Origin of the sequence: Streptomyces caeruleatus, assembly GCF_001514235.1 — a bacterium.
Taxonomy (GTDB): Bacteria; Actinomycetota; Actinomycetes; order Streptomycetales; family Streptomycetaceae; genus Streptomyces; species Streptomyces caeruleatus.
In genome coordinates, this window is the sequence record NZ_KQ948936.1 from 41,031 (window position 1) to 54,677 (window position 13,647).

A 13,647-nucleotide genomic window follows, 5' to 3' on the forward strand; every position below is an offset into this window, starting at 1 on the left:
GCTACGCCTCCTCTTCCTTCTCGTTCTTGCTGTCCTTGCGGTTGAACTCGACCTGCACGCGCGCCTTGTCGATCTCCGGGAAACCGAGTCTGCGGCTGGTGGGCTTGCGGCCCTTCACTCCGGGCACTTCGAGGTCGAGTCCGTCGTCGTCGACCTTCAGGATCCGCGCCACCAGCTCCCCGCCCTCGGCGAGTTGGAACTTCACCAGCCGGTCGACGGCACGTACGTAGTGGCGGTGCTCGGTGAGGGCGCGCTCCGCGCCCGGGGTACCCACTTCGAGGGTGTACTCGCCCTCGCCCATCGCGTCCGTCTCGTCGAGCTTCGCCGAGAGCGCGCGGCTGACATCGGCGATCCGGTCCAGGTCGGCACCGGTGTCGGAGTCGACGACAACGCGGAGCACACGCTTGCGTCCGACGGAGTCCACTGCGAGCTCTTCGAGATCCAGGCCCTGGGAGCTGACGAGCGGCTCCAGTAGTTCTCGCAGCCTCTCGCTCTGGGTGGTGCTCATCCGGGTGACTCCTCGGCCGCGTGTGCTGTTGTGGGATGGGTCGCGTGTCTGGTCAAAGGGTATCCGGTCGCAAGGGCTGTTGCCGTCCACCTGCGCGCGGACGGTGCCGATGAGTGGTGCCGTCGGCTCACGCGGGTACGGTGATCACGGGCCTGTTCGACCCGCTGTTCCCGTAACCGCTTTCGTACGAGTTCCCCGAGGACGTCTGCCGTGCCGTACCCCTCGCCGCCGCGCTCCCCCTCGGGGCCGCGCAGAAGAACCCTGCTCGCCTCGGCCGCGGGCGCCGCGCTGCTGGTGGGCTGCTCCTCCGGGTCCGAGGACTCGGACGGCGGCACCAGCGGCAGTCCGTCACTCGCCGAGCGGGCACGCGCGCGTGCGGCCCGGGACAGCGAGGGTCTGGTCGCGCGGTACGACGCCGTGCTCGGCGTCCATCCGGGGCTGGCGGCGCTGGTGGTGCCGTTGCGGACGGAGGCCGTACGGCATGTGGAGGCATTCGGCGGGGGGTCCTCGGGACCTTCGGCGTCCTCGGAACCCTCGGCCTCCGCTCCCTCCGGAAAGGCGTCGCCGTCGGCCTCTCCTTCGGCCGCCGTGCCCGGGGACGAGCGGGACGCGCTGGCCGAGCTGGCCGCCGCCGAACGGGCGCTCGCGGACCGCCGGGCGAAGGCGCTGCTCGACCTGCCGGGTGAACTGGCGCGGCTGCTGGCCTCCGTGGCGGCGGCCGGGGCGGCGCACGCGTATCTGCTGACGGAGGGGGCCAAGTGAGCGAGACGGACAAGGGCGGCGAAAAGGAGCAACTGAAGGCCCTTCAGGCGGCGCTCGCCGCCGAGCACGCGGCGGTGTACGGGTACGGCGTCGTCGGCGGCCGGATCCGTGCGGAGCAGCGCTCGGAGGCACGGGCGGCCTATGACGCGCACCGGGCGCGGCGGGACGCGCTGGCGCGCGAGGTGCGTGACCTGGGCGCCGAACCGGTCGCCGCGAGCGCCGCGTACGCGCTGCCGTTCCCGGTGCCGGACTCGGCGGCGGCCGTGCGGTTCGCGGCCGGCCTGGAGGACCGGGTGGCCGGGGTGTACTCCGACCTGGTGCGGGCAGCCGGGGGTCAGCTGCGGGGTACGGCCGCCGAGGCGCTGCGGGAGGCGGCGGTGCGGGCGGTGCGCTGGCGGGGCGAGAGCGTAGCCTTCCCTGGGCTCGCCGAGCGGGCGGGCACCGCGTCGGCATCACCGGCGCCCACCGCCTGACGCCGACCGGCCGGCGAACACGTACGGGAAGGGACGACTCGCGCATGGCTTTCGAACCGCCGCAGCGTCTGGTCAGGGCGCTCGGTGAAACGGCGCCGGACGGTGACGACTGGTTGGAGAAGCTGCCGGAGACGGCCCACCAGGCCGTCACGCTACGCGAGTTGACCGTTGAGCGGGTGCAGGTGCCGGGCGGGCGCAGCAGCCTGGTGGTCCTGGTACGGCGGGCGGACGGCACCCCTGCCGTGCTGAAGCTGGCCCCGCCCCGGGCGCGTCCGGAGAGTGAGCGGGCGGCGCTGGCGCACTGGGGTGGGGTGGGCGCCGTGCAACTGCTCGACGGGCCTGCGGTCGAGGGTGTGCTGTTGCTGGAGCGGCTGCATCCGGATGTGTCGGTGCGGTCGTTGCCGGAGGCGAAGGCGTTGCTGGAGGCGGCGGGGACGTTGCGGCGGCTGTGGGTGGAGCCGCCTGGTGACCATCCGTTCGAGACCGTCGCCGGGCGGACGGGGCGGCAGGCCGAGGCGATGCGGGCGACCGCGTCGGGCTTCGGCGAGGTGGCGGTGCTGGTGGATGCCGCTCTCGCCGCCCGGGAGGAACTGCTGGCCGCGCCGCCCGAGGTGCGGTTGCTGCACGGGACGTTTCGGCAGAGCAAGGTGTTGGCCGGGGAGCGGATGCCGTGGCTCGCGGTGGGGCCGGATCCGGTGGTGGGTGAGAGTGCGTTCGATCTGGCTCGGTTGGTGCGGGATCGGGTGGAGGATCTCATCGCCTCGCCTTCGGGGGCGGCGATCACGCGGCGGCGGGTGAAGCGGCTTGCGGAGTCGTTGGACGTGGATCAGGAGCGGTTGCGGGGGTGGACGTTGTTCCGGGCCGTGGAGTCGGGGGTGCGGGCGCTCCGGGTGGGGCGGCCGAAGGACGGGGAACTGTTGTTGGAGTTTGCCGGGTGGCTTTGAGGGGTGACGGCTGCTTTGCGGACTGCGGGTGCGTTGTGGCTGGTCGCGCAGTTCCCCGCGCCCCTTGGGTAGGCCGCCTCGCCGTTAGTTTCAGAGCTAGGACGGGACAGTCTGCTGCTGCTCTGCGGGCTCGTTTGACGGTTCCCGTGGGAATCGGTGATCCGCCCGTCAGCGGGTAGCCCCACTCGTCCGGCGTGATGTGGTCCGGGAGGAGTTCCGCGCACAGGCCGTGAGCCTCGCAGGATGTCCAGTCGATGGCGATGTGCTGGTCCATTTCAGGTCTCCTGGGGTACGGGCAGCAAGGGCGTGCGGTCGGGCGCGGTGCAGAATCCGCTCGCGTGGGCGTCGAGTTCGGCCGCGAAGGTCGTGAGCGCGCTGCGGACCAGGCGGACCGTGCCGTCGGGGTGGTGGCAGGCGCCGCGGCCCTCGACGAGGCCGGCCCAGCGGGCGACGTCGGTGCGGGTGGAGCCCTGGGGGCCGGGGTTGGCAAGGGTGGTGAAGGCGGCGGCGATGCGGGGCAGGCCGTTGAGGCAGGGGCCGCACTGGCCGGCCGACTGCAGGGCCAGGTAGCGCAGGACACGGGCGGTTTCGGTGAGGCCGCAGCGGTCGGCAGGGAGAGCGGCGAGGACGCCCGCTCCCAAGGACGCCGAGTCCAGTGTCAGTTGGGTCGCCTCGGTCGCCGGGACCCAGGTGCCGTGGTAGCCGCCCAGCAGGACGGCCGACATGCCGTCCAGGGGCAGCAGGCGGTGCAGGGGGAGGCCGAACGGGGCCTCCGTCACCCGGGGTTCGCGTCCCGGTACATGCACGGTGCACAGCGCGCTGCCGGGCTGGGACGGGGGTGCCCGCGGTGCGGAACCAGTCGGGGCCGTAGCGGGCGATCAGGGCGAGGTGGGCCAGGGTCTCGACGTTCTGGACCAGGGTCGGGGCGCGGTGGGCGCCGCGTTCGCGGACCGGTGGGTTCTGGTACGTGGGGAGGGCGGGGCCCCGGAGACGTACCGGGCAAGGGCCGAGGACTCGCCGGACAGGGACCGTTTGGGCAGGCGGACGACCCGGACGGGGACGGGGTCGCCCTGCCGTTGGGCGAGGGCCGACTCCAGGTAGGACGCGCCGTCCTCCACCGCCAGATGGGCCTCGCCCGCGCCGGCCGCCGCGGCGGCCGACTGCACGCCGTCCAGGACGAGATGGGGCGTCAGGCGGAGCAGCGTGCGGTCGTTGCGGCTGGCGGGCTCGCCCTCGGCGCCGTTGGCCACGACGACGGGCGTACGGCCGGTGCGCCGGCCCGCCTCGGCCACCGACAGCAGCTTGCGGTGGACCGGGAAGGCCGCTCCCCCGCGCCCGGTGAGGCCGGACTCGGCGACGGTGCGCAGGAACGCGGTGGGTCGGTGTGCGGGAGGGGGCCGTAGCGCTGCTCGTGGGTGCGGAGGTCGGCCGGGGTGCCGCCGGGGGCGAGCAGCCGCGGGGACATGTGGACCGGCGGTCAGGGTCACGGTCGGGCTCCTTCGGCCGGGCGGAGCAGGGCGGCGGGGGTGCGGCGGGCGGCTCGGGCGGAGTGGGCGAGGCGGAGACCGGAGGCGGTGACGACGGCGGCCACGCAGGCGACGGTCAGCCAGGTCATCCAGTCGGTGCCGGTGTCCGTGCCGATACCGACGCCGTGGATCAGGGCGAGCGGCCAGGAGGCGTACGCCAGCCAGTGCACGGCCCGCCAGGCGCGGTGGCCGAGGCGTTCCCGCAGGAGGCTGGTGACCAGGACCGCGAGCATCAGGTCGAGGGCGACCGTGCCGAGGCCGAGCCACCGGGGCTGGTAGTCGGAGACGAAGGGGACGAGGACCGTCGACGGCGGTGATGTCGACGTAGCCGTCGAACACGGCGAACCCGACGTGCAGCGCCAGGAACGCGGTGGCCGAGAGGGACAGGGCGCGGTGGAGGGAGACGGTGCCGAAGCGGGGCAGCCCGGGGAGGCGGGCGCGCAGGCGTACGGCGATGCCGAGGAGGCTCGACGGCCCGTGAAGAGGACCAGGCAGACGGCGCCGGTGGCTCTGTTGGCGTACCAGAGGGTCTCGGAGGTCATGCGGCCACCTCCAACTCGGGAGCTGCCTGCGTCGGCCAGCCCGGCGTCGTGACCACCACGCCGTCCTGACGCACCAACCGCGCCGGCAGCCCGCGCATGGTCAGCCACTGTGCCGAGCCCGCCCCCTTCACCAGCGCCGCCGTACTGGCCGCGTTGGCGTCGGCGCAGGTGGCCGCCGCGACGGTGACCGTGCGCCAGGGTGAGCGGACGGGCAGGCCGGTGCGCGGGTCGACGATGTGGTGGAGGGCGTGGCCGCCGCGGCGCCAGGTGCGGGCGGACGTGCCCGAGGTCGCGAGGCCTCCGCCGTGCAGGCCGACCGTGGCGTACGGCCCCTGCGGGGGTGTCTCGTCGACCGGGCCCGTGACGTCCTGGACGCGGATCTGCCAGCCGCCTGCCGGTGGTTCGCCGGCGACGGCCGTGTCGCCGCCGAGGCTCACGAGCACGCCGCAGTCGGCCGTGTCAGCGAGCAGCGCGGCTGCCCGGTCGGCCACCCACGCCTTGGCCGTGGCACCCAGGTCCAGGCGGACGCCGGCCGGGACGGTCACCGTGCCGCCGGCGCGGTCCAGCCGCACCTGACGCCAACCGGAGGCGCGCCGCACCGGGCGGTCGTCCTCGCGGACCAGCGTGAAGTCGCGGTCGTAGCCGATCGCATCCATCGCCGAGCCGACCGTGGGATCGACGGCGCCGTCCGTCGCCTCGGCCGCGCGCAGGGCGACCGCGAGGGCCTCGGCGAGCAGGGGGCTGACCCGGACCGGGCGGCCCGCCGCGGCGTTGAGGGCGGTGAGTTCGGAGTCGGCGCGGAAGCGGCTGCAGGCGGCGTCGACCTCGGCCAGGTGCCGGGCCAGGAGCAGGTTGCAGGACTCCAGCAGGACCGGGTCGGTGACGACGAGCCGGACGCTCGTGCCGAGGGCACGCCAGTCGGCGGCGGCCGCGAGCGTGATCGCCGCCGTGGCGGCCGCCGTGCGCCGCGCTCCTCTGCGGACCGCTGCCGCGGCCCCCCGTTCTCTGGTACGCAAGACCGTTCCCCTCCCTAGTGACGCTCTGTCACGTCCTACGGTCGGGGAACGGCCTGAGAGAAAGCTGTGAGGTGCCTTTGGGCGCCCGGAGAGGTTTCTGAGGACTTCCTTTACGCGGTCAGGCGGGCGATGGCCTCGTCCACGGTCAGCTCCTCGCGCTCACCGGTCCTGCGGTCCTTGAGCTCGACGACACCCTCGGCCGCGCGCCGCCCGGCCACCAGGATCTTCGGTACGCCGATCAGCTCCGAGTCCGTGAACTTCACGCCCGGCGACACGCCCGCCCGGTCGTCGCACAGGACGCGCAGGCCGGCCGCGGACAGCTTCTCGGAGACGTCGAGGGCGAGTTCGGTCTGGAGGGCCTTGCCGGCGGCGACCACATGGACGTCGGCCGGGGCGACCTCGGCGGGCCAGCACAGGCCCTTGTCGTCGGCGGTCTGCTCGGCGAGGGCCGCGACGGCTCGGGAGACGCCGACGCCGTAGGAGCCCATGGTGACGCGGACCGGCTTGCCGTTCTGGCCGAGGACGTCGAGCTTGAGGGCGTCGGCGTACTTGCGGCCCAGCTGGAAGATGTGGCCGATCTCGATGGCACGGTCGAGCTTGAGGCCGGTGCCGCACTTCGGGCAGGGGTCGCCCTCCTGGACGACCACGACGTCGACGTACTCGCCGACCTCGAAGTCACGGCCCGCGACGACGTGCTTGGCGTGCATGCCCTCCTTGTTGGCACCGGTGATCCAGGAGGTGCCGGGGGCCACGCGCGGGTCGGCGATGTACTTGACCTTCTCGCCGAGGCCCTGCGGTCCGACGTAGCCGCGGACGAGGTCGGGGCGGCCCGCGAAGTCCGCCTCGGTGACCATCTCGACGACGGCCGGGGCGAAGTGCGCCTCGACCTTGTCCATGTCGACCTCGCGGTCGCCCGGGACACCGACGGCGACGATCTCGCCGTCGACCTTGACGAGGAGGTTCTTGAGGGTCGCGGAGGCCGGGACGCCGAGGTGCGCGGCCAGGGTCTCGATGGTCGGGGTGTCGGGCGTCGGGATCTCTTCGAGGGCGGCCACGCCGTCGGCGTCCACCGGCTTCAGCTCGTAGGAGATCGCCTCGGTGTTGGCGGCGAAGTCGCAGTTCGGGCAGTCGGCGAAGGTGTCCTCGCCGGCGCCGGCCGGGGCGAGGAACTCCTCCGACTTGGAGCCGCCCATGGCGCCGGCGGTGGCGGCGCAGATGCGGTAGTCGAGGCCGAGGCGCGCGAAGATCTTCTGGTACGCCTCGCGGTGCAGGGCGTAGGACTTCGCGAGGCCCTCGTCCTCGGTGTCGAAGGAGTAGGAGTCCTTCATCAGGAACTCGCGGCCGCGCAGGATGCCGGCCCGGGGGCGGGCCTCGTCACGGTACTTGTGCTGGATCTGGTAGAGGATGACCGGCAGGTCCTTGTAGGAGGACGCCTGGTCCTTCACCAGCAGGGTGAAGATCTCCTCGTGGGTCGGGCCGAGCAGGTAGTCGCCGCCCTTGCGGTCCTTGAGCCGGAACAGCTCCTGGCCGTACTCGTCCCAGCGGCCCGTCGCGTCGTACGGCTCACGCGGCAGCAGCGCGGGGAGCAGCACCTCCTGGGCGCCGATGGCGTCCATCTCCTCGCGGACGATGCGCTCGACGTTGGCGAGGACCCGCTTGCCGAGGGGCAGCCACGACCAGATGCCGGCCGCCGTGCGGCGGACGTAGCCGGCGCGGACGAGCAGCTTGTGGCTGAGGACCTCGGCGTCCGCCGGGTCGTCGCGCAGCGTCTTCGCCATCAACTGGGACATGCGCTGGACCGGTGCGTTCGCCATGGTTCTCGTACTCCTGCTGGTTTGGGTTATGGCAGGAGGTTAGCCGGGGGGTACGGGGCGGTGGAAATCGATTGGCGGCCGCCTGCCCCTACCGGCGGCGGAGCGGGAGCGGGGCGCCCATCACGGCGTAGGGCTTGGGGGCGCTGGGGAACAGGACCTGGCGGGCGAGGTCCTGGTAGCCGAGGGAGCGGTAGAGGCCGCGGGCCGGGCTCTCGATGTCGATCGCGGAGAGGATCGAGCGGGGTTCGGCGGCGCCGTCCGTGATCGTGGTGATGAGGGAACGGCCCACGCCGCGGTTCTGGTACTGCGGGAGGACGTGGAGTTCCGTGATGACGAAGGAGTCGTCGAGCCAGTCGTCGTAGCCCTGGGCCCGGAGGTAGGGCTCCACGACGGTGGACCACCAGTGGGTGCGGTCGTTGGGCATGCCGTAGACGAACCCGACGAGGCGCTCCGCTGTGGTGGCGCCGAGGGCCCTTGCTCCCGGGTAGGTCATGTGGCGCAGGACGATCTGGCGCCGTACCGCCACCTCGTCCGGTCCCAGGCCGAAAGCGACGGCTTGGACTGCGAGGGCCTCGTCGACGTGGGCTGATAGATCGAGGGGGCCGATGACGAGGTCCATGCGGGGACTCTACAGGGGGGTTTCGGTTGTCTGCCGGGTGCCGGCTGTTCGTGGTTGCTCGCGCAGTTCCCCGCGCCCCTCGGGCCGATTCCCGTACGCCCCTTGAAAGGACAGGGCCTAGAACAGCACGCTCATGAAGGCGCCGACCTCCTGGAAGCCCACCCTCTGATACGTCCTTCTCGCCGCCGTGTTGAAGTCGTTGACGTACAGGCTCACCACCGGGGCGACGTCCGCCAGGGCGTAGCGCAGTACGGCCGCCATCCCGGGGGCCGCGAGGCCCTGGCCGCGGTACTCGGGAGCCACCCACACGCCCTGGATCTGGCAGGCCCTGTCCGTCGCGGCGCCGATCTCCGCCTTGAAGACGACCTTGCCGTCCTGGTCGAGACGGGCGAATGAGCGGCCCGAGCCGACGAGTTCGGCGACGCGGGCCTGGTAGAGGAGGCCTCCGTCCCCCGCGAGCGGCGATACGCCGACCTCCTCGGTGAACATCGCCACGCACGCCGGCATGATCGTCTCCATCTCGTCCTTGCGGATACGGCGGACGTACGGATCCGGGGAGATGTCGGCCGGCATGTGGTCGGTGACCATGAGGGGCTGGTGGGCGCGCACCTCGCGGGCCGGGCCCCAGGTGGGTTCCAGCAGGCGCCACAGCTGGGCGGTGGCGTCGGCGGGGCCGACGATGGAGGAGCAGCGGCGGCCGGCCCGTCGGGCGCGGTCGGCGAAGGCGCGCACGGCTCGGGGGCCCGCGCAGATCGGGACGAGGTTGGCGCCCGCGTAGCACAGGGAGGTCAGCATGCCGCCCTCGTACCAGCCCCACATCTCGCCGCCGAGGCGCCATGGGTCGAGGCCGGCGATCTGGACCCGCGAGGTCACGAAGGCGTTCGCGACCGGCTCGCTGTCGAGGATGGCGAGCGCGGCGTCCAGGTCGCTCGGTTCGAGGACCCGGGAGGTGGTCTGGGTCAACACGTACGGGGGCCTCACGCTGGGGTTCTGCTGGTCCCCGCACTGTACCTGCGGAAGCTGAGCCGTGCCGCCCTGTGGAGGTTGGCCGGTGTTCAGGAGGTGACGGTGGGCCACGGTGCCGCCCCTGGGGGCTGCCGCCCCCAGCCCCCCGCTGTCGGCCCTCCGGGCCTCGTCCTCAAACGCCGGACAGGCTGAAAGTGCCTGGGCCGGCTGTAGCCCTCTGCGGGCGGGTGGGGGCTACTAGGGACTGCAGTGACTCGTCCCCAAACGCCGGACGGGCGGGAGGTACCTGGGCCGGCCATAACCCTCCGCGGGTAGGTGGGGGCTAAGGACGGCGGTGACTCGTCCTCGAACGCCGGACGGGCTGGAAATGCCTGGGGCGGAGCCCCAGGAGGGGCGCGGGGAACTGCGCGACCAGCCCCCACCGGGCCCGCACCCGAGGAACGACCCCGGGGTCGAAGGGGCGGAGCCCCTGGGGATGGGACGGGTAGGGGCGGCGGGGGCGAGAACCCTAGCCGGCCACCGCCACCGACGGCTCGCCCGACTCCACGCCGTCCGCCTCCATCTGTTCGGCCAGCTTCATGGCCTCTTCGATGAGGGTCTCGACGATCTTGGACTCGGGGACGGTCTTGATGACCTCGCCCTTGACGAAGATCTGGCCCTTGCCGTTGCCGGAGGCGACGCCGAGGTCGGCCTCGCGGGCCTCGCCGGGGCCGTTGACGACGCAGCCCATGACGGCGACACGGAGGGGGACCTCCATGCCGGTGAGTCCGGCGGTGACCTCTTCGGCGAGCTTGTAGACGTCGACCTGGGCGCGCCCGCAGGAGGGGCAGGAGACGATCTCCAGGCCGCGCTGCTTGAGGTTCAGGGACTCCAGGATCTGGATTCCGACCTTGACCTCCTCCGCCGGGGGCGCCGACAGGGAGACGCGGATCGTGTCGCCGATGCCCTGGGAGAGGAGGGCGCCGAAGGCGACGGCCGACTTGATGGTGCCCTGGAAGGCGGGGCCCGCCTCGGTCACGCCGAGGTGGAGCGGGTAGTCGCACTGGGCGGCCAGCTGCTTATAGGCCTCGATCATGATGACCGGGTCGTTGTGCTTGACCGAGATCTTGATGTCCCGGAAGTCGTGCTCCTCGAAGAGGGACGCCTCCCACAGCGCGCTCTCCACGAGCGCCTCCGGCGTCGCCTTGCCGTACTTCTGCAGCAGCCGCCGGTCCAGCGAGCCCGCGTTGACCCCGATCCGGATCGGGGTGCCGTGGTCCTTGGCGGCCCGCGCGATCTCCTTGACCTTGTCGTCGAACTGCTTGATGTTCCCGGGATTGACGCGCACCGCGGCACAGCCGGCCTCGATCGCCGCGAACACGTACTTCGGCTGGAAGTGGATGTCCGCGATCACCGGGATCTGCGACTTGCGGGCGATCGTTGACAGGGCGTCCGCGTCGTCCTGCGTCGGACAGGCCACCCGCACGATCTGGCAGCCGGACGCCGTCAGCTCGGCGATCTGCTGGAGGGTCGCGCCGATGTCGGACGTACGCGTCGTCGTCATCGACTGGACCGACACCGGGGCGTCGCCGCCCACCGCCACCGTCCCGACCTGGATCTGCCTGCTCTTCCGGCGCTCGGCGAGCTTGGTCGGAACGGACGGCATGCCGAGAGAAATCGCAGTCATGTGCTGTGCAACCCCAAGTCGTGGATCAAGGTCCGGTCCCGTCAGCGGCGTCAGCAGCGGGCTCCAGGCTTCGAGATTACGGCACCGAGCCTCACCCCAGCACATCACGGCCCGTAAACCCACTCAATGGAAGACGGCCCGGGACAGATGATCCCGGGCCGTCTTGAACGCCGTGTGTCTAGGAGATTCTGACCGGGTTGACGACGTCCGCGACGAGTACGAGAAGCGTGAAGCAGACGAAGATTCCCGCCACCACGTACGCCACCGGCATCAGCTTCGCCACATCGAACGGACCAGGGTCCGGGCGGCGCAGCACCTTCGCCATGTTGCGCCGCAGCGACTCCCACAGCGCGCCCGCGATATGGCCGCCGTCGAGCGGGAGCAGCGGGAGCATGTTGAAGAGGAACAGGGAGAGGTTGAAGCCGGCCAGGAGGAAGACGAAGGTGGCCAGCTGCTGGGACGCCGGGATGTCGAGTGTCGCGATCTCGCCGCTGACTCTCGCCGCGCCGACGATGCCCATCGGGGAGTCCGGCTCGCGCGGGCCGTCGCCGAAGGCCGCGTCCCACAGGGCGGGGATCTTGGAGGGCAGGGCCACGAGGGAGTCGACGGCCTCGCCGACCCGGTCGGTCATCCAGGTCACCGAGTCGCCGAAGTCCTGTTTGACGACGCCGGTGGCGGCGCTGAAGCCGAGGAAGCCGGCCTGGACGTAGTCGTCCTTGACGTACGCCCCGCTGGCGTCCTTCTTCACGACCCAGTTGGTGGCGATCTTCGCGTGCAGGGTGACTTCCTCGCCCTTGCGGTCGACGACGATCGGGACGTCCTTGCCGGCGCTCGCGCGGATGAGGTCGGAGAGGGAGTTCCAGTCCTCGGTCCGTACCCCGCCGAAGGAGACGATCTTGTCGCCGGCCTTCATGCCCGCGGCCGCGGCCGGGGACTTCGCGTCGGACGCCTTGCAGTCGTCGCGGTTCTCCTTCTGGTCGATGACGCACTGGGAGACCGAGCTGACGGTGGTCGTCTGCTGCTGGATGCCGAAGCCCATCAGCACGGTGAGGAACAGGCCGACCGCGAGGACGAGGTTCATGAAGGGGCCCGCGAACATCACGATGACCCGCTTCCACGGCTTGCGCGTGTAGAAGAGGCGGGTCTCGTCACCCGGCTTGAGCTCCTCGAACGCCGCCGAGCGGGCGTCCTCGATCATGCCGCGCCAGGGTGAGGTCGAGCGGGCTTCGAGGCGGCCGTCGGGGCCCGGCGGGAACATGCCGATCATGCGGATGTAGCCGCCGAACGGGATCGCCTTGATGCCGTACTCGGTGTCGCCCTTCTTCCGCGACCAGATGGTCGGGCCGAAGCCGACCATGTACTGCGGCACGCGGATGCCGAACAGCTTGGCCGTGGACAGGTGGCCCAGCTCGTGCCAGGCGATCGAGGCGAGCAGCCCGACCGCGAACAGCACTATGCCGAGGATGAACATCAGGGTCGTCATGCACGGGCCTCCGCCGTGTGTGCCGCCAGTTCCTGTGCCCGCCTGCGGGCCCAGGTCTCCGCTTCGAGGACGTCCGCGACGGTCAGAGAAGTTCCCGCGTCCGGGGTGCCGTGCTCCTCCACCACCCGGGTGACGGTCTCCATGATCCCGTTGAACGGCAGTGCGCCGGCCCGGAAGGCCTCCACGCACTCCTCGTTGGCCGCATTGAACACCGCCGGGGCCGTGCCCGCGAGCTGCCCCACGTGGCGCGCCAGGTTGACCGACGGGAACGCGTCGTTGTCGAGGGGGAAGAACTCCCAGGTCGACGCCTTGCTCCAGTCGAACGTGGGCGCGGCGTCGGGAATGCGTTCGGGCCAGCCGAGGCCGATGGCGATCGGCCCGCGCATGTCGGGGGGCGTCGCCTGGGCGATCGTGGATCCGTCCGTGAACTCAACCATCGAGTGAACATACGACTGGGGATGCACGACCACCTCAATGCGGTCGAAGGAAATGTCGTAGAGCAGGTGCGCCTCGATGACCTCCAGGCCCTTGTTGACCAGGGTCGCGGAGTTGATCGTGATGACCGGGCCCATGGCCCAGGTGGGGTGCGCGAGGGCGTCCTCGACGGTCACCTGGGCCAGGTCCGCCTTGGTACGGCCGCGGAAAGGGCCGCCGGAGGCGGTCACCACCAGCTTGCGGACGTCCGCGCGCGTGCCGGACGCCAGGGCCTGGAACAGGGCGGCGTGCTCGGAGTCGACCGGGATGATCTGCCCGGGCTTGGCGAGCGCCTTGACCAGCGGGCCGCCGACGATCAGGGACTCCTTGTTGGCGAGCGCGAGGGTCCGGCCGGCCTCCAGGGCGGCGAGGGTGGGCGCGAGTCCGATGGAGCCGGTGATGCCGTTCAGGACGGTGTGGCAGTCGGAGGCGGCGACCTGGGTGGCGGCCTCGGGGCCGGCCAGGATCTCGGGGAGCGGCTCCCCCGTGCCGTACTGGGCGGCCAGCGCCTCGCGCAGTGCCGGGACGACGTCCTCACGGGCGACCGCGACGGTCCGCGCCCTCAGCCGGTACGCCTGCTCGGCGAGGAGGGCGACCCGGCCGCCGTTGGCGGACAGGGCGGTGACCCGGAACCGGTCGGGGTTGCGCAGCACTAGGTCGATGGCCTGGGTGCCGATCGAGCCGGTGGAGCCGAGGATCACCACGTCCTTGGGGCCGTCGCCCGCTACAGGGTCGTAGACGAGGTGGGGGTCGGCGAGTGGGGCTGGACTGTCGCTCATCCCCCCATTGTGGCCGGAACGGCTGACGGGGAGCGCAGGGCGTCCCCATCGAGCGGGTAACAGGATGGTGAGGGG

14 protein-coding genes and 1 pseudogene are annotated in these 13,647 nt (G+C 71.8%); 3 read left to right on the forward strand and 12 right to left on the reverse strand.

The genetic code is table 11. From position 1 onward, the window contains the following. Nucleotide 1 precedes the first annotated feature (1 nt). Nucleotides 2-508, reverse strand: a complete 507-nt coding sequence (gene rimP / locus AQJ67_RS33165) for a ribosome maturation factor RimP (protein ID WP_062723061.1) — start codon at nucleotides 506-508, stop codon at nucleotides 2-4. 210 nt (nucleotides 509-718) lie between these two features. On the opposite strand from rimP, the gene AQJ67_RS33170 reads away from it, so the two are divergent. The 3 genes from AQJ67_RS33170 to AQJ67_RS33180 are packed head-to-tail and all read left to right on the forward strand — an operon-like array spanning nucleotide 719 to nucleotide 2,687. Then, nucleotides 719-1,270, forward strand: coding sequence for a hypothetical protein (locus AQJ67_RS33170; protein WP_062723062.1), 552 nt, complete (start codon nucleotides 719-721; stop codon nucleotides 1,268-1,270). Continuing rightward, nucleotides 1,267-1,743, forward strand: coding sequence for a ferritin-like domain-containing protein (locus tag AQJ67_RS33175; protein ID WP_062723063.1), 477 nt, complete (start codon nucleotides 1,267-1,269; stop codon nucleotides 1,741-1,743). Before AQJ67_RS33170 ends, AQJ67_RS33175 begins: the two co-directional genes overlap by 4 nt. A gap of 44 nt (nucleotides 1,744-1,787) precedes the next feature. Further along, nucleotides 1,788-2,687, forward strand: a complete 900-nt coding sequence (locus AQJ67_RS33180) for an aminoglycoside phosphotransferase family protein (protein WP_062723064.1) — start codon at nucleotides 1,788-1,790, stop codon at nucleotides 2,685-2,687. Between the two features lie 100 nt (nucleotides 2,688-2,787). On the opposite strand, the pseudogene AQJ67_RS45905 reads toward AQJ67_RS33180, so the two are convergent. From AQJ67_RS45905 to dxr, 11 genes and pseudogenes are all read right to left on the reverse strand, one after another. Beyond that, nucleotides 2,788-2,961 (reverse strand): annotated as a pseudogene (locus AQJ67_RS45905) (ferredoxin); the annotation flags it as partial. Between the two features lies 1 nt (nucleotide 2,962). After that, nucleotides 2,963-3,466, reverse strand: a complete 504-nt coding sequence (locus tag AQJ67_RS49710) for an NADH-ubiquinone oxidoreductase-F iron-sulfur binding region domain-containing protein (protein ID WP_244190656.1) — start codon at nucleotides 3,464-3,466, stop codon at nucleotides 2,963-2,965. 99 nt (nucleotides 3,467-3,565) lie between these two features. Further along, nucleotides 3,566-4,174, reverse strand: coding sequence for a hypothetical protein (locus tag AQJ67_RS49715; RefSeq protein WP_244190657.1), 609 nt, complete (start codon nucleotides 4,172-4,174; stop codon nucleotides 3,566-3,568). Continuing rightward, the gene (locus AQJ67_RS33190) at nucleotides 4,171-4,755 is read right to left on the reverse strand and encodes a ferric reductase (protein WP_244190658.1); all 585 of its coding nucleotides are present in this window, start codon (nucleotides 4,753-4,755) and stop codon (nucleotides 4,171-4,173) included. The genes AQJ67_RS49715 and AQJ67_RS33190 overlap by 4 nt, the downstream gene beginning before the upstream one ends. After that, a complete protein-coding gene (locus AQJ67_RS33195; RefSeq protein ID WP_244190659.1) occupies nucleotides 4,752-5,771 on the reverse strand; it encodes an FAD:protein FMN transferase in 1,020 nt (339 codons plus the stop codon). The genes AQJ67_RS33190 and AQJ67_RS33195 overlap by 4 nt, the downstream gene beginning before the upstream one ends. A 110-nt stretch (nucleotides 5,772-5,881) precedes the next feature. Then, on the reverse strand, nucleotides 5,882-7,585 hold the full coding sequence (locus tag AQJ67_RS33200) for a proline--tRNA ligase (protein ID WP_062723065.1): 1,704 nt from the start codon (nucleotides 7,583-7,585) through the stop codon (nucleotides 5,882-5,884). Between the two features lie 88 nt (nucleotides 7,586-7,673). After that, nucleotides 7,674-8,204 (reverse strand): GNAT family N-acetyltransferase, encoded by a 531-nt coding sequence (locus AQJ67_RS33205; protein ID WP_062723066.1) that lies wholly within the window; start codon nucleotides 8,202-8,204, stop codon nucleotides 7,674-7,676. 117 nt (nucleotides 8,205-8,321) lie between these two features. Then, complete coding sequence (locus tag AQJ67_RS33210; protein WP_062723067.1) at nucleotides 8,322-9,170, reverse strand: GNAT family N-acetyltransferase; 849 nt, start codon at nucleotides 9,168-9,170, stop codon at nucleotides 8,322-8,324. 508 nt (nucleotides 9,171-9,678) lie between these two features. Next, a complete protein-coding gene (ispG, locus tag AQJ67_RS33215; protein WP_062723068.1) occupies nucleotides 9,679-10,836 on the reverse strand; it encodes a flavodoxin-dependent (E)-4-hydroxy-3-methylbut-2-enyl-diphosphate synthase in 1,158 nt (385 codons plus the stop codon). A 178-nt stretch (nucleotides 10,837-11,014) separates the two neighbouring features. Then, nucleotides 11,015-12,307 (reverse strand): M50 family metallopeptidase, encoded by a 1,293-nt coding sequence (locus AQJ67_RS33220; protein ID WP_208615090.1) that lies wholly within the window; start codon nucleotides 12,305-12,307, stop codon nucleotides 11,015-11,017. A gap of 8 nt (nucleotides 12,308-12,315) precedes the next feature. Continuing rightward, nucleotides 12,316-13,572 carry a 1-deoxy-D-xylulose-5-phosphate reductoisomerase gene (gene dxr, locus AQJ67_RS33225; protein WP_062723070.1) on the reverse strand — a complete coding sequence of 419 codons (1,257 nt, stop codon included), beginning with the start codon at nucleotides 13,570-13,572 and terminating at the stop codon, nucleotides 12,316-12,318. Nucleotides 13,573-13,647 lie beyond the last annotated feature (75 nt).

What these genes read in the sequence shown, in the direction of transcription:
- rimP (WP_062723061.1), bottom strand. Translation starts at nt 508, where the DNA reads ATGAGCACCACCCAGAGCGAGAGGCTGCGAGAACTACTGGAGCCGCTC.
- AQJ67_RS33180 (WP_062723064.1), top strand. Translation starts at nt 1,788, where the DNA reads ATGGCTTTCGAACCGCCGCAGCGTCTGGTCAGGGCGCTCGGTGAAACG.
- AQJ67_RS33190 (WP_244190658.1), bottom strand. Translation starts at nt 4,755, where the DNA reads ATGACCTCCGAGACCCTCTGGTACGCCAACAGAGCCACCGGCGCCGTC.
- AQJ67_RS33200 (WP_062723065.1), bottom strand. Translation starts at nt 7,585, where the DNA reads ATGGCGAACGCACCGGTCCAGCGCATGTCCCAGTTGATGGCGAAGACG.
- AQJ67_RS33205 (WP_062723066.1), bottom strand. Translation starts at nt 8,204, where the DNA reads ATGGACCTCGTCATCGGCCCCCTCGATCTATCAGCCCACGTCGACGAG.
- ispG (WP_062723068.1), bottom strand. Translation starts at nt 10,836, where the DNA reads ATGACTGCGATTTCTCTCGGCATGCCGTCCGTTCCGACCAAGCTCGCC.
- AQJ67_RS33220 (WP_208615090.1), bottom strand. Translation starts at nt 12,307, where the DNA reads ATGTTCATCCTCGGCATAGTGCTGTTCGCGGTCGGGCTGCTCGCCTCG.
- dxr (WP_062723070.1), bottom strand. Translation starts at nt 13,572, where the DNA reads ATGAGCGACAGTCCAGCCCCACTCGCCGACCCCCACCTCGTCTACGAC.